The 19,589-nt window shown below is 44.8% G+C and carries 18 protein-coding genes and 1 tRNA gene; 7 read left to right on the top strand and 12 right to left on the bottom strand.

Features of this window, described 5'->3' with window-relative positions:
- Positions 1-9: 9 nt before the first annotated feature.
- From flgH to AC27HD_RS05500, 9 genes are all read right to left on the bottom strand, one after another.
- Positions 10-702, bottom strand: coding sequence for a flagellar basal body L-ring protein FlgH (gene flgH, locus AC27HD_RS05460; RefSeq protein WP_487104323.1), 693 nt, complete (start codon positions 700-702; stop codon positions 10-12).
- An 11-nt stretch (positions 703-713) separates the two neighbouring features.
- Entirely contained in the window at positions 714-1,502 is a 789-nt protein-coding gene (flgG, locus tag AC27HD_RS05465; RefSeq protein WP_032094378.1) for a flagellar basal-body rod protein FlgG, read from the bottom strand.
- A gap of 86 nt (positions 1,503-1,588) precedes the next feature.
- On the bottom strand, positions 1,589-2,332 hold the full coding sequence (gene flgF / locus AC27HD_RS05470) for a flagellar basal-body rod protein FlgF (RefSeq protein WP_487104325.1): 744 nt from the start codon (positions 2,330-2,332) through the stop codon (positions 1,589-1,591).
- A 210-nt stretch (positions 2,333-2,542) separates the two neighbouring features.
- Positions 2,543-3,928 carry a flagellar hook protein FlgE gene (gene flgE / locus AC27HD_RS05475; protein WP_032094376.1) on the bottom strand — a complete coding sequence of 462 codons (1,386 nt, stop codon included), beginning with the start codon at positions 3,926-3,928 and terminating at the stop codon, positions 2,543-2,545.
- 14 nt (positions 3,929-3,942) lie between these two features.
- A complete protein-coding gene (locus AC27HD_RS05480; RefSeq protein WP_032094375.1) occupies positions 3,943-4,629 on the bottom strand; it encodes a flagellar hook assembly protein FlgD in 687 nt (228 codons plus the stop codon).
- A 31-nt stretch (positions 4,630-4,660) separates the two neighbouring features.
- Entirely contained in the window at positions 4,661-5,083 is a 423-nt protein-coding gene (gene flgC / locus AC27HD_RS05485) for a flagellar basal body rod protein FlgC (RefSeq protein WP_032094374.1), read from the bottom strand.
- A gap of 2 nt (positions 5,084-5,085) precedes the next feature.
- Positions 5,086-5,517 (bottom strand): flagellar basal body rod protein FlgB, encoded by a 432-nt coding sequence (flgB, locus tag AC27HD_RS05490; RefSeq protein WP_032094373.1) that lies wholly within the window; start codon positions 5,515-5,517, stop codon positions 5,086-5,088.
- Positions 5,518-5,719: 202 nt separating this feature from the next.
- Positions 5,720-6,550, bottom strand: coding sequence for a CheR family methyltransferase (locus AC27HD_RS05495; protein ID WP_032094372.1), 831 nt, complete (start codon positions 6,548-6,550; stop codon positions 5,720-5,722).
- A 15-nt stretch (positions 6,551-6,565) separates the two neighbouring features.
- The gene (locus AC27HD_RS05500; protein WP_032094371.1) at positions 6,566-7,495 is read right to left on the bottom strand and encodes a chemotaxis protein CheV; all 930 of its coding nucleotides are present in this window, start codon (positions 7,493-7,495) and stop codon (positions 6,566-6,568) included.
- Positions 7,496-7,719: 224 nt separating this feature from the next.
- On the opposite strand from AC27HD_RS05500, the gene flgA reads away from it, so the two are divergent.
- The 3 genes from flgA to flgN all read left to right on the top strand — a co-directional run bounded on the left by flgA (position 7,720) and on the right by flgN (position 9,666).
- Positions 7,720-8,436 (top strand): flagellar basal body P-ring formation chaperone FlgA, encoded by a 717-nt coding sequence (gene flgA / locus AC27HD_RS05505; protein WP_032094370.1) that lies wholly within the window; start codon positions 7,720-7,722, stop codon positions 8,434-8,436.
- Positions 8,437-8,539: 103 nt separating this feature from the next.
- A complete protein-coding gene (flgM, locus tag AC27HD_RS05510; protein ID WP_032094369.1) occupies positions 8,540-8,869 on the top strand; it encodes a flagellar biosynthesis anti-sigma factor FlgM in 330 nt (109 codons plus the stop codon).
- A gap of 365 nt (positions 8,870-9,234) precedes the next feature.
- Entirely contained in the window at positions 9,235-9,666 is a 432-nt protein-coding gene (flgN, locus tag AC27HD_RS05515; protein WP_487104328.1) for a flagellar export chaperone FlgN, read from the top strand.
- A gap of 118 nt (positions 9,667-9,784) precedes the next feature.
- Here flgN and AC27HD_RS05520 read toward each other — a convergent pair whose 3' ends face one another.
- A complete protein-coding gene (locus tag AC27HD_RS05520; protein WP_239059996.1) occupies positions 9,785-10,219 on the bottom strand; it encodes an LPP20 family lipoprotein in 435 nt (144 codons plus the stop codon).
- A gap of 766 nt (positions 10,220-10,985) precedes the next feature.
- On the opposite strand from AC27HD_RS05520, the gene AC27HD_RS05525 reads away from it, so the two are divergent.
- The 3 genes from AC27HD_RS05525 (at position 10,986) to smrA (ending at position 13,265) form a co-directional block, all read left to right on the top strand.
- Positions 10,986-12,167 carry a flagellar assembly protein T N-terminal domain-containing protein gene (locus AC27HD_RS05525; RefSeq protein ID WP_487104330.1) on the top strand — a complete coding sequence of 394 codons (1,182 nt, stop codon included), beginning with the start codon at positions 10,986-10,988 and terminating at the stop codon, positions 12,165-12,167.
- A gap of 78 nt (positions 12,168-12,245) precedes the next feature.
- Positions 12,246-12,321 (top strand) — tRNA-Arg (locus tag AC27HD_RS05530).
- Between the two features lie 356 nt (positions 12,322-12,677).
- Positions 12,678-13,265, top strand: a complete 588-nt coding sequence (smrA, locus tag AC27HD_RS05535) for a DNA endonuclease SmrA (RefSeq protein ID WP_487104332.1) — start codon at positions 12,678-12,680, stop codon at positions 13,263-13,265.
- A 119-nt stretch (positions 13,266-13,384) separates the two neighbouring features.
- On the opposite strand, the gene AC27HD_RS05540 is transcribed toward smrA, so the two are convergent.
- Together AC27HD_RS05540 and purL are read right to left on the bottom strand one after the other, a co-directional pair.
- The gene (locus AC27HD_RS05540) at positions 13,385-13,525 is read right to left on the bottom strand and encodes a hypothetical protein (protein ID WP_200883139.1); all 141 of its coding nucleotides are present in this window, start codon (positions 13,523-13,525) and stop codon (positions 13,385-13,387) included.
- A gap of 242 nt (positions 13,526-13,767) precedes the next feature.
- Positions 13,768-17,655, bottom strand: a complete 3,888-nt coding sequence (gene purL / locus AC27HD_RS05545; protein WP_487104334.1) for a phosphoribosylformylglycinamidine synthase — start codon at positions 17,653-17,655, stop codon at positions 13,768-13,770.
- Between the two features lie 174 nt (positions 17,656-17,829).
- Between purL and mltF the strand changes: the two genes are divergently transcribed.
- A complete protein-coding gene (gene mltF / locus AC27HD_RS05550; RefSeq protein ID WP_032094363.1) occupies positions 17,830-19,212 on the top strand; it encodes a membrane-bound lytic murein transglycosylase MltF in 1,383 nt (460 codons plus the stop codon).
- Positions 19,213-19,589: the final 377 nt, after the last annotated feature.

Consider the following 19,589-nt stretch of genomic DNA (forward strand, 5'->3'; position numbering starts at 1 on the left):
CCCCGTCATTTATAGCGGCCACCAAGTAGAAGAGAAAAACTTACCTAGCCATCCCTTTTCTTGTGCATTAGCAAATGATCCAGTACCACTATATTGAATGCGCGCGTTTGCAATACGCGTAGATTCAACCTGATTGTCTGGGTCGATATCGAGCGGTCTAACTATTCCAGTTAACCGAATATATTCATCGCCGTGGTTTAAGGTCATCCACTTCTCACCTCGCACCACAAGATTGCTGTTTGGCAACACATCCACAACGGTGACAGAGATACTTCCCTGAAGGCTGTTTGTTTGGTTAGCTGCAGCATCACCGCTAAAATCGTTTGAGCCATCAATGCCAAGCTGTATGGATTCACGACCTATATTTACCGCGTTACCACCTAACCCAATAATAGGGTCAAGCTCGGCAGAGGTTTCTCTTGATGTAGTCGTGTTTGCAGACTTAGTTGCCGCCGTATTTTCGCTTAGCGTAACGGTGATGATGTCACCCACTTGACGCGCAGTGACATCAGAATAAAGGCTTCTTGCTAAATGACCGCGAAATAGTGAACCGTCTTCAATGATCGTTTCTCTGGGGTAATCAGGAATAATTGGCGCATAAAAAGGATCGTTTGCCTGTACCGGTGTATCAGGCGTGCTCTGACAACCTGTGACTGCTGATAAAGCAACTAGCGCAGTAAAGAAATAACCGAAACGATGCATAGTAAACACTCCTACAGCTGCTGAATAACTTGACCCAGCATTTGGTCAACTGATGAGATAACTTTGGAGTTCATTTCGTAAAGTCGCTGACTTTCAATCAAATTAACGAGCTCTTCCGTTACGTTAACGTTCGATGTTTCCAGCGCGCCCTGCGCTAACATTCCTAGGCCCTGAAGACCTGGAACACCTCGGTTAGGGAACCCGCTAGACACCGTTTCTGAATACAAATTCTGACCAATTGGCTGCAAGCCTGTTGGGTTAACGAAGTCGGCAATATTAATTTGACCAAGCTGCTGAGGCTGAGCCTGCCCTCTGATACTCACGCTTACTTGCCCATCTTGAGAGATGGTTATTTGCTGTGCATCAGGTGGTATGGTTATCTGAGGCTGAAGTAAATAACCCGCGCCAGAGGTCACAATTTGACCTTGATCATTTAAACTAAACTGACCATTTCTGCTGTAGGCAGTAGTGCCGTCAGGCTGTAAAATCTCGAAGTAGCCGCGCCCTTGGATAGACAAATCAAGCGCGTTATCAGTGGTTAGCAGATTGCCTTGTGTATGGGCTTTTTGTGTAGACACAACCTTTGAACCAGAGCCAAGCATAAGACCTGACGGCAGCTCAGTATCAGCAGACGATCTGCCGCCTGGTTGGTTGATGTTTTGATAGAGTAAATCTTCAAATACGGCGCGGTCTTTCTTAAAACCTACCGTTGAGGCATTCGCTAAGTTGTTAGAAACCACAGCCACGTCAGTTTGAGCGGCATCTAATCCGGTTTTACTAATCCACAATGCTGGATGCATGTTAACCTCCAAACAACACGACGATACGTATTGCTGTTAAAGAAAAATATTAAAGAAAAATATTGAACAAAAATTGAAAACTGCTATTACAAAATTCTTAACATCATATTACCGCGGGTATCGAGCTCTTCCGCTTGCTTCATGACTTTTACCTGTAGCTCGTAGTGACGCTGAAGGCTTATCATATCTACCATTTCTTCAACGGCGTTTACGTTAGAGCCCTCAAGCATGCCCGACATCACTTTTACGTTAGCTGATGGGTCTGCCACCGAGCGGTCTTTCATATGAAATAAACCATCAGTGCCACGCTCCATATCCGAGTAGTTAGGGCTTACTAGCTTTAACCTGCCAACCGTCTCGATGACATTAGCCGGTGCGCCAACCTGTCTCATCGACAGTGTTCCGTCCGCAGCAATGGTCAGATTATCAAGAGGCACTGGCAAAAATAGCGGACCGTTATCCCCTAACACTGCGCGACCGTTAACATCTGTCAAAATTCCGTCGGTGCTTAATTTAAAGTTTCCGTTGCGTGAATAGGCCTCTTGACCGTCGTCGCCCTGAACAGCAAACCAACCGTCTCCTTGAATTGCCACATCTAAATCACGGTCAGTTTTAATCATAGGGCCAGATTCATAGTTATTAGACGGGCTTTCAGTCATTGAAAAAACACGGGTAGGCAAACCTTTGCCGTAGGCCGGCATTGCTCGTGCTTGCTCTAGCTGAGCTCTAAATCCTGTCGTTTGGGCGTTGGCCAAGTTATTCGAGCGAATACCTGTCGCCATAAGGTCTTGAGACGCACCGCTTGCTGCAATATAGAGAAGTTTATCCATGACTGACTTTTGACTCTGTTCAAACCATATACAAAGATTGCAAAGGTAGTGCCAGAATGGTGGGAGTTAGAGCGATGATTTTGACTAGGGCGAGGATGTATAACTAACGTTCTGATTTTAAGTAATAAAAAGCCGCAGATTCTATCTGCGGCTTTAATTTTGCTAGCTTTATTTTTCCACTTTAAGCTACTTCGCGTTAAATCATTTCGCCTATCGGATATTCAAGATAGTCTGGTTAAGTGAGTTATTCACTTCCAGAGCTCGAGAGTTGGCCTGGAAATTACGCTGAGCGATGATCATGTCGATAAGCTCAGTGGTCAAGTTTACGTTGGCTTGTTCTAGTGATGATGAGTTTATTTCACCGTAGGTTCCGGTTGTTGCCTCACCCGCAAGAGCCTCGCCTGAAAGAATACTTTCTTTCCACTGAGTACCACTTTCCTGCGTTAGGCCTTGCTCATTAGAAAATCTAACTAGCGCAACGCGGACAATGGGCTCAGACGTACCGTTTGAGAAAGTTGCTCTTACCAATCCATCCGGCCCGATATCAATACCGGTCAAACGGCCTACTGGCAAGCCATCTTGCTCTAATGACGTTACCTCGAATGCGGAAGCAAACTGAGTGGGTTCATTTGGCGTTGCATTGTTAACATCTAGATTAAAATCGATGCTAATTTGTTGGGTTGGATCTGAACCGTTTGCAAGAATCCCAGCGCCCAACGCTTCGGTTTGCATCTTAAAGTCTAACGTGGGGAGACCATCTGGCGTCTCCATTCCGTTAAAATCACCACCTTGTGAAAACAGCAGTTTGGAGGCAGATACTGCATTACCTGTATTTCCGCCAACGGAATTCACCGCAGTTGCTGGGTCGGTATCTGCACCCGTAGAATCGGTCATGTCCACCAGCGTATCATCAACCGCTGTTGCCACATACCACTCATTATCTGCAGTAGGTGCATTGTCCTTTATAAAGTAATACGTCATTACATGACTATCACCTAACGAGTCATACACTGTTACAGACGTTGCTGCGTTGTAGGTAAGGGGATCTTCTGGGTCAAAGTCCTGTGGATCTAGACCCACATCGCCCGCAGGTAAGTTCATTCGAATATCAACTTCAGACGTCTGCTGAGGTGAACCCGATGAATCAGGAATACGAACAGGTTCAGTGGTACTCAAGGCAACTGAAGCGCTTGTTCCGTCGTTATTAACTGGGAATCCAAGAAGGTTATCGCCCGCGCTGTTAACAACAAAATTATCGTCGTCCAGCTTAAATTGACCTGCACGAGTGAATGAAAAATCTCGCGAAGTTATTTCTGGGACCGTAGCAAAGAAGCCGTTACCCGTTATCGCAAGATCCAGTGATGTATTGGTGAACTGAAGACTACCTTGTGAAAATTGCTGAGCAACTTCCTGGGTAAGCACACCATCACCCACTTTGGTTTTACCACCTGCAAGTAATGATGCTGCGTACACGTCACCAAACTCTGCCCGTGATTCTTTAAAGCCAACAGTGTTGACGTTTGCAATGTTATTGGCGGTTACATCCAAATCTTTTTGCGCGGCTGATACACCGCTCAGTGCAATATTAAAAGACATTATTAATTCTCCTACTAACTGCCGATTTGAATGACGTCGTCAAGATTAATACTGACATCACCATCCAAATTCAAAATGACACCTTGACCGCTTCCAGCCAAGCTTACGCTACCTACATGACGATTGACCGCTGTGTTCAGCTGTACACCCTCGCCGTTTAATTCGCCCGTGGCGCTTATTACATATTCACCGGCTCGCATGAGGTTGCCCTGCTGATCTTTCCCATCCCAATCAAACTGGATGTTTCCTGCAGTTTGCGTTCCAGCATCTATCGTTTTGACAACTTCACCAAACTGGTTTTCGATGCTTATCGTCATATTCTGAACAGTGCCTTCATTTACAACGACGCCAGAAATTCCTTCACCGTCGCTGCCTTTGAAACCAACGTTGCCTTGAACAAGCACGTTCTGACCAATCAAGCTGGAAGCCTGAAGCGCCTGATTAGACGTCATTGACGACGCAAACGTTTCAAACTTTTCGTTTAGCTGAGAGATACCATCAGCCATAGTAAACGATGTCATTTGGGCGACCATTTGGTCGTTGTCTACTGGCTTTGTTGGATCCTGATTAGCAAGCTGCTCTGTCAGCATCGAGAAGAAATCTTCTTGTGAAAGCTGCTGCTCCGTACCGTCAGCTATTTTCACCGTTTCCTCTTGCCAGTAGAGGTCGGTATTTAAGCCGGTGTTATTAATTGTGTTCACTGGTTTGTCCTCACATTAACCCAACCGCGCATTATTGCCCTTGCCCTAATTGCAATACTCGGCGGAAAATACGCTTCGTGGTGTCAGCCACTTGAACGTTTGTTTCGTAAGCTTTAGATGCCGACATCATGTTCGCCATTTCTTCGACGATATTCACGTTTGGCTTGTAAATATAGCCTTCAGCATCAGCCATAGGGTTGTTGGGCGAATACTCAACTTGTAAAGGCGCGTCGCTTTCTACGATACCTTTAACCTGAACTCCCACACCTTTTGACTGGCTGTTCATTGCATCTTGCAATGCTGATGCAAACACGGGGTGGCGTGCACGATAGGTCTCTTCGTAGCTGCTGCTCACTGAATTTGCATTTGCGATATTACTAGCCGTGGTGTTAAGGCGAACATTTTCCGCCTCCATACCCGTGCTTGATATCTGCATAACGTTAAATAAACCCATTGCTACTGCCCTCCAGAGCCTAGTGCTTTTTTCATGCCTTTAATCTTTCCGTTTAAGAACTGCAAACTCGCTTGGTAGCGAAGTCCGTTATCTAGGAAGCGATTCCTTTCAGACTGAACTTCAACAGTATTGCCATCACCCGTATCAGGTTGAGTAGGGATACGGTATTGCATGTCAAAATTTGCCGCGACTGACGAAGGATTGCCGCTTAGGTGGCGTTCATTGGTACGAACTAATCCACCAGTGCTTTTGTGTTGACCCTGAACACCTTCGTTCAGGGCTGACTGCATGGCTTTGTTAAAGTCGATGTCTTTTGCTTTGTAGCCAGGAGTGTTAGCGTTCGCTAGATTGCCAGAGATGACTTCCATCCGCTCAGTGCGGATCTTAAGCGCTGATTCGTGGAACCCTACTAACTTATCTAGATTGATCGCCATTGACTATGACCCCTAACTTTTCACCACCTTCTGATGCGTGTTGTCCCATCAGAAAGATATTAATTACCTTCTAGTGAAATAGTTAGCAAGGCGAGTGCCAGTTTGGATTTTGACGTTTGTTATTTTGCGGAATAAGAGGAGCAGGTAATAAAAAAGCCTTTAAAATTCAGCTTTCAACTACCCTACCTTTTTTGATACTACTTTATCGTTTTTGGTAATAGAGGCCAGGTTGGCATTTAACCATAGAGTAAGTGTCGCTGGCTGAACTGATGGATTCAGAAGCGCCAAGGAAAAGAACGCCTTTTGGCTGCAGCTGGCCGGCAATTTGTTGCAGTATCCGCTGTTTCACGTCTGCAGAGAAATAAATGAGTACGTTACGGCAAAACACGATATCAAACCGGCCGAGGGCGGCATAGCTCGACAATAAGTTAAAACTTTTAAACGTCACCATGCGACGCACTTCTGGCTTTATCTGCATTCGCCCCATTTCGTGCTGCTGGAAAAACGTTTGTCTGCGCTGTGGAGAAAGTCCTCGCGCTAGAGACAGTTCATCGTAAACACCGAGCTCGCACTTAGACAGCATTTCAGATGACAAATCTGTCGCCACAATATCAACACCTCCTCTCAAGATGCCAGGACGCTGTCGCTGAAACTCTAAAATTGCCATTGCTATTGAGTAGGGTTCTTGACCTGAGGAACAAGCCGCACTCCAAATTTTGATATTCCTGTTGGTTTTGGCCAAATCAGGAAGCAAATCTTTCACGAGAAGATCAAAGGGGTAGTTATCGCGAAACCACAAGGTTTCATTTGTCGTCATGGCATCGATCACGCTTTGCAATAATCCGCGATCGTGACCGCGCACAACCACGTTGATCAATTCATCCGCAGAGCTATAGCTGTATTTATACAGCAAAGACGCCAGTCGACTTCGTACTAAATACTGCTTGTTTTCGCCAAGCACTATTCCACACTGCTTTTCTAAAAACTGCCTAAACTTTAGGTAGCCCTCTGGCGAAACCTCTTTATTAATCAATCCCTTGGTGCTCCGTTATTCGCATTCAGTCATTAGCCATTTTTGCACTGCGGTCGCTAGTTCGTCAGGGTGGAATTTTGCGATAAAGTCATCGGCGCCCACTTTCTGAACCATAGCCTGATTGAATACGCCGCTTAACGAGGTGTGAAGGACAACATGAAGCTTTTGCAGTTCAGGCGTATTCTTGATTTCTGCAGTTAACGTATAGCCATCCATTTCAGGCATTTCAATATCAGAAACTAAAACACCAACGCGTTTAGTAATATCGCCATACTCTTCGGCAATTTCTTTTAAACGCTTAAGCGCCTCAAGACCATTTTTGGCGAGCTCAATCTCAAGACCTAATGAAGTCAGCGCCTTTTTAACCTGATTTCTTGCGACTGTGGAGTCATCCGCAATAAAGATAATTTTGTTTTCTTGCCCTTCGGTAGTTAGCCCTTCAGCGACTTCTGAGCTGACTTCCGCATTCAGTGGAGAAATTTCGTTAAGTATTTTTTCAACATCGAGGATTTCAATGAGTTCGTTCTCAACTTCAGTTACTGCGGTGAGGTAACTTGCGCGCCCAGTCCCCTGAGGTGGCGGCATTATCGCGTCCCAGTTGGTATTAATGATGCGTTCTACCGCGCCCACTAAGAAACCTTGCACTGAGCGGTTGTATTCTGCAATTACGATAAAGGCGTTAGACAAGTCTTCTATTTTTCTGCCTTTCGTCGCCATGCTTAAATCGATAACGGAAATAGTCTGTCCACGTATATGGGCAATTCCCCGTACCAGAGGATTTAGCTTGGGCATGGAAGTTAACGGAGGGCACTGAAGCACTTCGCGAACTTTAAACACGTTTATGCCAAAGCGCTGACGTCCGTTTAGCCTAAACAATAATAATTCTAAACGATTCTGCCCCACAAGCTGCGTGCGCTGGTTAACTGAATCTAAAATCCCCGACATAAGTCACCTCTAGGTAATTCTGGGCATGAACATTGCGTTATCAAATAAGATAGACAAGATCACTTGGTTTTTGCAGGTTAAACGACAGAAAAATGACAGTATCGCCTAAAACTTTTAAAAGCAACTCTCAAAAGCGACTGACATTGGAAAGCTCGGTCGTGGTAACCCCGCATCTTGTTACTAAGCATAGCCAATAACTCACGAACTGAACACGAAAAGTCACAATGAAAAAATTGAATAGCAAAAGACAACAGAAAACATTGGCCGCCATTGCGCTTATTATGTCAAGTGCAGTGTCATTTTCATGTGTTGCGACAGACAGTTTACACCGTGTTGTGGAAAATGGCGCTAAAGACTACCTAGTATCGCAACTCTCTGATAACACGGCGGATACTAACATCGACGTCGATATGGTTAAAATAGACGATAGGATAAATATTCCCGAATGCCCTGAGGGCTATCAGTATCACACCTCAGAAGAAGCCCTTCGTCAATCGTACATTTCTGTGCGGGTGAGTTGTCAAAATAATGATTGGTATTTATTCACTAGTGGTCAGGTATCAAGGACAAAAGATATTGTGGTGACCTATGGCGCCGTTAGCCCAGGCACAGTGTTGACCTCATCAAATTTGAAAATGGCGAGTGTAGACATTAAACGTCTTCGCTATACAACGTTTACCAACATTGAAACGCTAGTTGGTGCACGTATGAAACGCCGCGCCACAAATGGACAAGCTATCCAGGCAAATATGCTCTGTTTTGTATGCAAGGGCGATCGTATTACCATCTCTGCCGAAGCAGGCAAAATGAAAGTAAAAACCGCCGGTATAGCGCAACAAGATGGCGTGGTTGGCGATAATATTCAGGTACTCAATGCGAGCTCAAAAAAGACCGTTATAGCCAGAGTCGCCAGCGTAGAGAAAGTCGTGATACAATTGTAATAATGGCGTACGAAAACTATCCTTTTTACGTTAATTTGGGCTAAAGAAAATGTATCAGCGGCCGATAACGTATAGAGAGGTAAAAAGGTAGTGAGGAACTATTATGGCTATTAACAATATAAACAATGGGTTACCAAAAAATCCCGTTGATAATGGTAAGGTTTCACAGCAAAACCAGACCCAGCAAGCTCAACAGCAAGCGACTGCTAAAACCGCCACCGCGGCGCCAGCACCTCGCCAAGATTCTGTTTCGTTGACGCAATCGGCCCAGCAGTTGAACCAAGTTCAGAAAAAAGGGACTGAGGCGCCAGTTAATCAGGAAAAGGTCGATCGTTTGAAAAAAGCAATTCAAAGCGGCGATTACCAAATCAACCCTGAAGTACTTGCAAGTAAGATTGCAAAAGCTGAGGCAGAAATTTTCGGCACCAAATAGCGATAGCGCAGAGCTCTGGAAACGACCAATACTCAGTAGTGAGGGTATAGCGTAGGTTCCAAGCTTCGCTGCTTTAGTATCATCGCTAATGGCTTTATGTATCGCTAAAGGCTTCATTTAACGCTAAAGGCTCCATTTAACGCTAAAGGCTTCATTTAACGCTAAAGGCTCCATTTAACGCTAAAGGCTTCATTCAACGCTAAAGGCTTTTACCAAACCCCTTGCGGCGAGATATAAAACGCTAACTTGAAAGCCACCATCTAAAAGCGTACATTATTCAAACTAGACGTGCCAATTTCGCAGCGAACAGTTAACAACAGAAGCTTAACTGTTATACAAGGCGAATGAACCATAAGAGTAATAAATTGACGAATCAGCATGCAAACTTAACATCGGTATTAAGCAGCCAGGTGGATAAGCTGACGGCGCTTTCTGGGCTATTAGAAAGAGAGCTTCATCTTATCAGCTCTCGTGATGCCGAAGCGTTAATGACCTTGCTTGATGAAAAAGCGCAGCTTCTAGAAGAAATCCAAATGTTAGACGGTAACGCAGAATCAATGTTTGCGAATGGCCAGTCTTACACAGAGGAAGACGATGCGCTTACAGATAAGGCTAAAATCTTGCTTGATGACTGTAAGTATCGTACTCAGGTAAACCAAAAAGCCGTTGAACAAGGTCAACTTCGTTTAACCCACCTGCGCAACCTGATGATGGAAGTACGTGCGAAAGAATCACTTACGTATGACAAAAAAGGAAAGCCGAAGGGCGGTACCCTTGGTTCAGGTGTGAGTGCATAGCGTTTATAGTTTATACACAGCGCTTATTCATAGCTCTTACAAACGCTGCTTACTCCACTGTAATTAATTATACCCTTCACGAAATCCCGCTTTGATATAACCAGTACCTCATCGCCGCTCAGTAATATTTAACGTCTTTGACTCTTCGGGGCTTTGCCGTCGTCAAATATATGTCGTGCACACGTTTCATATCCAAAGAAAGTTCTGTGACATACGTGTCTTCACCTACCGGGTAAGTTTTCACAATTTTTGCTCCCCTAATTACGCCATCCACAGAAGCACGTAAGGACTCACTATCAACAACCAAACTAGATAATGATTGGCTGCCTTCAATACGCTGACCGTAAACTTGTTCGGCTAACTCTCTGTAGGCCTCTAGTTTTGACGCTTTCATCGCCATTAAAAGCTTTACGTTAGCATTACTGCCCTGCTGCGATTCGATAGGCGCATACCCTATGGCGGTAAGAACAGGGTACGACGCTGGCTCAACGGTTTCCCACTCAACATGCTTATCGATAACACCACAGCTCGCGAGCGTCATGATACTAAACATAAGTAAAGCAGCTTTCACTCTAACAACACTTGTTGACATACCCATTACATTCTTTCCTATTCCTGATATCACGCGTAACGGTTAACTAAGATGCTCACCCTGTCATCATTAATCTTAACGGTGTGCGTTACGCTTATATCTGCGATAATTTTTTTATGCTTGTGCTTTGCTTGTATGTTTATCTGCAAGGCCTGTGCCTAACCTCTGCAAAGCCTGCGCCTAATCGTGTGCAAGGCCTGTGCCTAATCGTATGTGGCTCACAAGAGAATACGTTTTGAAATAACCTATTTATATTCTGCCTAAAACCTGTTTACCGCATTACGGCTTAATCATAGTGCTAACGACTCGCGCTTTTTGTAGAGCTCATTCTTTTTACCTGCTCATTCTTTTTAGTTGCTTAGCCTTTTGAACTGCTTAGCCTTTTAACTAGACTGCGTCTATACGTTCTACTGCGCTTTTTAATTATGTTTCGCAACGTTATCCCCTCTCACTTGGCACTGTTTTAGCACTTGGCACTGTTTTAGCACTTGGCACTGTTTTAGCATATATGTAAAAGGTTATAGGGTTACAAAGCCATTACTGAATACGTAGCGTCATTTTTATGTAAAAGCGCTTTTTGTAAAAGAGCTAGATAAAAGCACTCACTACTACATTGTGGAATTGCTGAGTCATTCATACAGTCACTACAGAGCCGTCGCAAGTTAAGCGTTGATAAACGTCAAACACAAATAAGCGATGCATTATTTGCAGCGTTCGTGAGGTTTATATGCAAAGTAAAAAGATAAAAGGCTACGCCATTTTGATCAATGTGTGTGTGGCACTGGTTTGCCTGATTGCCTTGTTTGGTGGGCAATCCCATGCCATGTGGTATGAGGCTAAAGGGCGAGCGATTATCTTAAATGGTGACAAAGAAACGGCTAAACGTGAGGCAATCGAAGAGGCCCTCAAACAAGCCATGCTTTTCTCAGGAGCATCTATCAAAAGTGTCCAACAGCTAACAAATGGATTGCTTGAAAACGAAGAAATGACAATTCGCAGTACCGGCGAAGTTGAACAACTAGAAATTATCGACGAAAGGTACAATGGCGAAGTTTTCACTGTGAGTATTAGGGCTGATATCTTCCCTGCCACCCAACAATGCGCCGCCATATCTGATATCAAACGTTTTGCAACAACGCACTTCCTTATTCCAAATAGACAACAACTTACCGAGGGCAATATTAGGCACTTAGATGAAGCGGTAACGAAACGCTTTGCAGACTTAATGGCTAACACGACTGATACGCTTCGCTTGTCTTACATTGCACCGCATACAGCAAAATTTAAAAGCGAATTTACCGAACAAAACGTGCGCTCTTTGTCTCAAAGAGGAAACTCTCAATTTGTAATAGTGGGCACCATTGACGACTTGAGTATTAAAAGAAAAGCAGCCTCAGTATTTACGCCGTGGGCCGATGATAGCGTTGACAGATACTTTGGAATGACTCTTCATGTTTTTGACGGCATCAATGGAGGTAAACTCTTTACCAAGTCTTACAGTACACATGCGCAGTGGACATTTGACCGGTTTGCTCAAATCGATGAGTTTTCAAATTACTTTTGGCACTCTACTTATGGTCGTGAGGCACAAAAGCTAATGCTAGATGCTATTCAAGACTTAAAAGAGGCGACAGCCTGCCAACCGGTAACAGGGCGAGTGATTAATGTGGCCGGAGATATTATTTCTATTTCCTTAGGGCGAGATAACGGTTTGCAAGACAGCGACGAGCTTGTGCTTTATCAGGCAAAAGAAGTCATGGATAATAAAGGAAAGAAATACCTTCAATACTCGCTTTACCCTGGTGTTTTTGTGGTTGAAAATACTTTTGCAAACTCTTCAACGATTATTCACAAAAACTCTGGTTTGGTTGCAAATATCCAAGAAAATGACTTTGTGGTGAAAAAATAAACGCACCAGAAGCAACGGGGTAATTATCCTAAATCCAGGGTTCCGTATTTGGCTTAGGTGGGTATAATAATATGCTACGTCCCCATAGTTTAACTGGATAAAACAAGAGCCTCCTAAGCTTTAGATCTGCGTTCGAGTCGCGGTGGGGACGCCATAATCTGACAATTTCCTAACTTTATCTTGTAAATTTTCACATACAGACTGCGTTGTTTATGTTCTGTAGATTTTGCTTTTAAACATATCCACGCAATACTATGTAGAGACTAGTTGACGTATTTAGAGAAAATAGAATGGAAAATGACACAGAACGCGACTGTGCAAATGAGCAGAGCAGCCCAAAGGACATATGGGACGTGATCGAGATGTTAAACGAGCCCGGCGCTATTTTCTAACCCCAGTGAAATTTACAACTTAATCCCCATATCCTGTTTTAGTGTACAAAACACTTGTCGTTACTTAAGCCATTAAGTAACGTGCTATTGAAGCTAGTTATAACCTCGGGGAGCCGTAATGAGCCATTTCGAACACGATGAATTGGATTCTTTTTTTGCTGAGATGCAAGACGTAAAACCCATTATTTCTGACGATAAAGCACAGTTGCACGACCCAGCAGCAGCCTTAGCAGAAAAACAGAAACGCGCTTCCTTGCAAGCCTCCATTCGAGATAAATTAAAAAATCCATTGAGTATGGAAGGTGTGAAACCTGTGCCGCCCGATGACTTTATACAATTTCAGCAGCCAGGTATTCAAGATGGCGTATTTAAAAAGCTAAGGCTAGGAAAGTACCCGCTAGAGGTGGTGATATCTATGGCGGGAAAAACCCTCGATGAAAGCAGAGATTTACTGTATCAGAACGTGCTTTCGGGGCATGAAAAAGGCGTAAGAGCATTTTTGATCAAGCATGGAACTGGTGAAAACTCTAAGCCTTTTCCGGCTTTAAAAAAGAGTTACGTTAATCATTGGTTGCGCGAACTTGAGGAAGTCATTGCGTTTCATACCGCGCAGCCTATGCATGGCGGATTTGGCGCTACCTATGTGTTATTAAAGAAACATCCTCAACAAAAATTGATCAACAGAGAAAAAAATAGGAAAGGATAAGTACCGCTCAAACTTAGAGCAAGATGAGCGCAAGATGGATATAAAAAAATAGCATCGCCCAAAATGATTAAAGCCCGTAATAAACGTATTTATTACGGGCTTTATTATTTGCTTTCAGACTACTTAACTGAAGATTGCACACTTAGCGTTGTTGGAGCGTCTGCAGATTTTGCAGAAGTACTAAATACGGCGGTAATAAACATCAAAACCACGGCGATGGCGACTCCAGTCAAGCCAAACCCTTTTGAGGAACGATTCATTGTTCGTCTCTTATTATTTAAACTAGTATTGTTACCAATAACTAGTGCAACCCAATTCAACTCCTGTAACCAAATTGCAATCCGTGCAGCACTACAATAGATCAGCGATACGCCAATAACAAGGGGCAAAAGCAAAATATTGACGCTAAGCCAATGGTTTGACACAAAAAGTGCCCTTGTTTAATAAATCAGCAGCTATGTTGGCTGCAAACAGCCAACATAAATTGCGCTTATCATAGATTTTAACCGACAAACTTACGTGCGTTTCTGAAAATACGCATCCATGCCCCATCTTCTTCCCAGTCATCTGGGCGCCAAGAATTGGCGACAGCTCTAAATACCCGCTCAGGGTGCGGCATCATAATGGTACTGCGCCCATCGGCTGAAGTAAGGCCGGTGATCCCTTGTGGAGATCCATTAGGGTTAGCAGGGTACTGCATAGTTGGGTTGCCAAAATTATCCACATATCGCAACGCAACATGCTCGTTTGCTTTTGCTAACGCATCAGCATTGGCAAACTCTGCTTGCCCTTCACCGTGAGAGACCGCTATTGGCATACGCGAACCGGCCATGCCATCAAGTAGCACAGATTTTGATTTCATCACTTCTACCATAGCAACACGCGCTTCAAAGCGGGCCGATTGGTTTGTTACAAAGTGAGGCCAGTGGTCGGTGCCTGGAATCAGTGATTTCAAGTTAGACAGCATCTGACAACCGTTACACACACCTAAACTAAAGGTATCGTCACGAGTGAAGAACTGCTCAAATTGATCCCTTGCCATACTGTTAAAGAGTATCGACTTCGCCCAGCCTTCACCTGCTCCTAAAACGTCACCGTAAGAGAAGCCGCCACAAGCGGCAAGACCCACAAAGGTGTCTAGTGAACTTCGACCTGAAAGAATATCACTCATGTGAACATCTACCGCATCAAAGCCTGCACGCGTAAATGCCGCTGCCATTTCAAGGTGGGAGTTAACGCCCTGCTCTCTTAATATAGCCACTTTAGGCTTAGCGCCAGTCGCAATGTAAGGTGCCGCAATATCATCATTAACATCATAGGATAAGTTAGTGTGAAGTCCTGGATCTGTTGCGTCTTGCTTAGCGATATGTTCTTGCTCTGCACAAGTGGGGTTATCCCGCAGCTTTTGCATCTCAAACGTTGTCGTTGCCCACGTGGTTCTCATCGATACTCTGCTATCAGCCAGAACAGCAACGCCGTCGCGCTGAAACTCAATCATATCGGTAGTATTAACAGAACCAATATCATAAGTGATGTCGGCAACACCGTGCTCTTCAAGAATGCTATTTACCGCGTCACTATCGCGTTCTAGCACCTGCAGTACGCCACCTAGCTCTTCGTTAAATAACACTGATAAATCATTACCGGTGAGTTTATCTAGCGTCACTGTTACACCGGTTTTACCAGCAAAAGCCATTTCCGCAACGGTGGTAAATAAGCCGCCGTCAGAGCGGTCGTGGTACGCTTGTACAAGACCGTTTTCCAATAGCGCTTGAATAGCGTTGAAAAAGCCTTTCAGTCTGGTGGGTGAAACCACATCTGCTGGGCTGTCGCCGAGTTGTTCATACACTTGCGCTAGACAGCTAGCGCCAAGGCGATTGTTGCCCTCACCAAGGTCAATGAGTAATAACTTACTGTCGCCTTTGTCAGTTCTTAACTGGGGCGTTACGGTTTTACGAATATCTTTTACCGCACCAAATGCAGTAATAACCAAAGACAGCGGTGATGTGACTGATTTTTCTTCGCCATCGTCCTGCCATGCCGTTTTCATCGACATAGAATCCTTACCCACTGGAATAGTTAATCCCAACTCAGGGCAAAGCTCTTCCCCAACAGCTTTAACCGCTTCATACAAACCTGCATCTTCACCGGGGTGACCCGCGGCCGTCATCCAGTTTGCAGACAATTTGATGCGTTTAATATCACCAATGTAAGAGGCCGCGATATTTGTCAGCGCTTCCCCTACGGCAAGTCGTGCAGAAGCCCCATGAGATAGCAAGGCGACTGGAGTACGCTCTCCCATTGCCATTGATTCGCCGTGATAGGTGTCAAAGGCACTGGCCGTAACCGCTACGTCAGCAACGGGAACTTGCCACGGACCCACCATTTGGTCGCGATTGACTAGTCCTGTAACAGAGCGATCGCCAATGGTAATAAGGAAGGTTTTTTCAGCTACCGTAGGCAGTGACAAAATGCGCTCGGCTGCGTCACTTAAGCTGATTTTACTGTCGTCAAAGGCAGGTGAATGTGCAACCTTTGATGTAACATCCCGATGCATTTTGGGCGGCTTGCCCAGTAAAACGTCTAATGGCATATCGATAGGTTTATTATCGAATTGACTGTCATTGAGGTTTAAATGCTCTTCAACCGTCGCTTCACCGACTACCGCATAGGGTGCCCGCTCGCGGGCACAAATCGCTTCGAAAACTGGCATATTTTGCGGTGCTACTGACATGACATAACGTTCTTGCGATTCGTTACACCACAATTCTAACGGCGTCATGCCAGGTTCGTCTGACAATACTTTCCTAAGCTCAAAGTTTCCGCCGCGACCACCATCGCTGACTAACTCGGGTAGCGCATTAGACAAGCCACCCGCACCGACATCGTGGATAAACTGAATAGGGTTATTTTCACCAAGCTGCCAACATGCATCGATAACTTCCTGACAGCGACGCTCCATTTCTGGATTCTCTCGTTGCACAGAAGCAAAATCTAAATCTTCGTTTGACTGGCCTGATGCCATTGATGAGGCTGCACCGCCACCAAGACCAATATTCATCGCTGGCCCGCCAAGTACAATTAGCTTGGCACCTACCGTGATTTCACCTTTCTCAATTTGGTCACGGCGAATATTACCCAGCCCACCGGCGAGCATAATAGGCTTGTGATAGCCTCTTACTTCAACACCGTTAAAGCTGTTTACTTCTTGTTCGTAAGTACGGAAGTAACCCAACAGATTAGGACGACCAAATTCATTGTTAAACGCAGCGCCACCTAATGGGCCTTCTGTCATGATATCAAGTGCACTAACAATTCGCTGCGGCTTACCGTATTCACTTTCCCACGGCTGCTCTGAACCTGGAATGCGAAGGTTAGACACCGTAAAGCCAACAAGCCCAGCTTTTGGCTTAGAGCCTCGACCTGTAGCGCCTTCATCGCGAATTTCACCACCAGAGCCTGTAGCAGCACCAGGAAAAGGCGAAATAGCCGTTGGATGATTGTGTGTTTCAACCTTCATCAGAATATCGATATCTTCGTGATGATATTCGTACTGATGAGACTGAGGATTTGGGAAGAAACGTCCGGCTTGCCAACCCTCCATTACCGCTGCGTTATCTTTATAGGCAGAGAACACGCTGTCAGGCAGCAATTCGAAGGTATTTTTGATCATTTTGAAAAGTGACTTTTCCTGATCTTTTCCGTCGATGGTCCAGCTGGCATTGAAAATTTTATGACGGCAGTGTTCAGAGTTTGCTTGTGCAAACATATAAAGCTCTACGTCGGTCGGGTTTCTGCCTAACGTCGTAAAGCTGTCAAATAGGTAATCAATTTCATCATCAGCAAGCGCTAAGCCTAAAGACACGTTTGCGTTTACAAGTGCATCTTTTCCGTGTTCTAACATCTCTACAGAGGTAAAGCTTTTCGCCTCGGCCTGTGCAAAAAGCACCGCCGCATCATCAGTATTGGTAAACACCGACTCTGTCATTCTGTCGTGTAAGAAACTAGCAACTAGGGCAAAGTCGTCATCACTTAAGCGGGTATCGGTATCGATGTAGAATGCACAACCGCGTTCAATACGGTTAATAGTATCAAGACTACAGTTATGAGCGATATCGGTGGCTTTTGAGGACCAAGGTGAGATAGTACCTGGACGAGGGGTGATAAGAAAAAGTGTTCCAGAAGGCGACTGTGTTTGCCTAGCAGGCCCGTAAGTGAGCAGTTTTTCTAAGATTTCTATTTGCTGATTGGATAAGTCACCTTGAGAATCTACTAGGTGAATATATTCGCTATAAAGGTTTTTCACCTTAACGCCGGATTGACCCAGCTTTGCAATCAGTTTAGTTTGGTTAAACTCTGATAGTGCGGGAGCGCCTCGAAGGACCAACATAGTGCTTTACCTGGTTGTTTTGAAACAACGACCACCAATGCGACGCGTTGCCTCTTAAATTGATGAGTAATTCGGCGCGGATTATAGAGCAATTACGCTCATTTGGTAACCTCAATACGACCTTACATGAAATTTTTTTGAAATTTTTTAACTAACACAAATAAGAAAAGCGCTATGCAGTTACAACGCTATAAAAAGCAATTTCGACTTTACGCCCTACTGATACTTTCTGTTGTCACCATAGCGTGCACGGTGCCCTCTGTGCCGACTGCACTATCGCAGCTACTTGAAAGAAACTCTATCAAAGTTGGAACCGTATATGGCGCCGGCACGTTTTACAATGGCGCCGGCGGGCCCCAAGGGTTTGAATATGAGCTTTTGGCTGGCTTTGCGGATTATCTCGGGGTAACGCTCGATTTGTACCCGTTTTATAGTTATGAAGTTATGTTGCAGCAGCTAGAAGAAGGAAACCTCGACATTGTTGCAACCGGCGATGCCGTTACATCAAATTTGCAGCAGCGCTTTGACTACGGACCAGCGTATCAATTTGTGGATCAACAGCTAGTATTTAAGGCCGGTACAACCCGGCCTCGTGATATACAAGCGCTATCGTCACCTATTATTGCCGTGTCGGGCAGCAGTCAAGTACACGTACTGAACGCACTCTTGAATCAATCGTCTACTGACGTAACGTCATCAAAGGTTATCACCACCGAAGATTCTGATTCAGAGGAACTGCTCCAGCAGGTCGCATCAGGAGAAATTAGCTTTACAGTGGCCGACAGCAATCGGCTCGCGTTACAGCGCAGGCGTTATCCAAGCTTGGCTGTGGCAAAAACCCTAAATGCGAAAATGCCCATGGCTTGGGCTATGCCGGTAAACCAAGATGACTCAGTGAAAGCGGCGATTATTGAGTATTTTGGAACGGTACATCAGTCAGGGTGGTTTACCGTTTTAGAAGACAAATATTTTGGACACATTCGTCAGTTTGATTATGTTGACAGCAGAGCATTCAAGAACGCTGCAGAGTCTACCCTCAAACAATACCAACCCTTATTCAAAAAATATTCAGGCGACTTAGACTGGCGATTACTGGCAGCGATGAGCTATCAAGAGAGCCACTGGGAGCCGGACGCAGTTTCTCGCACTGGTGTTAGGGGGCTGATGATGCTCACCCTTGATACCGCCAGTGACTGGGATGTAAGCGATCGCGTTGACCCTGAACAAAGCATTCGCGGCGGCTCGCGATATTTTGCCAGCCTACTGAGCCGAATACCTGCGCGAATTGGTAACCCTGACAGAGTATGGATGGCCATGGCCGCGTACAATATAGGTATGGGGCACTTGGAAGATGCGAGAGTATTAACCGAGCGACAAGGCGGTAACCCTGACTTATGGGTGGATGTGAAACGCAGATTGCCGCAGCTTAGGCAGAAAAAATACTATCGCACTACCCGTTATGGCTATGCTCGCGGCGATGAAGCAATGCAGTATGTTGAAAATATCAGGCGCTACTACGACAGCCTAGTATGGCTAGATGAACAAAATAAAATATAATACCAGTATAAGTCTGCTGGCTATTGAAATATGTCATTTAAGTGTCATCTCTATGGCGTAAGTTTGGAAGCATAAGCCCAACCCAGAATGATACCGATAAGGTACATAGGTTTGGGAATTATTTGGCTTCCCAACATCGTTAAGATAGGGAGTGTATATGAGAAAAAATAGATTTATGAGAAAAGGGGTTACATTGAGAAATAACAATAGGCGCAGACTGTTGATAAAGAAAAGCCATCAGAAAGTACTGCACCGCAGAAGGCTTTATGTCACTAATGACATGTTCACCCAACTTACCAGAGGCTCAGAGCAATGATAAACGCGTGCCCTGTTTTTTAACTGCCCCATTTGTCATTAAGCTTATCTATAACTGCTCA

Source organism: Alteromonas sp. 4NS20-0143 (assembly GCF_057542855.1).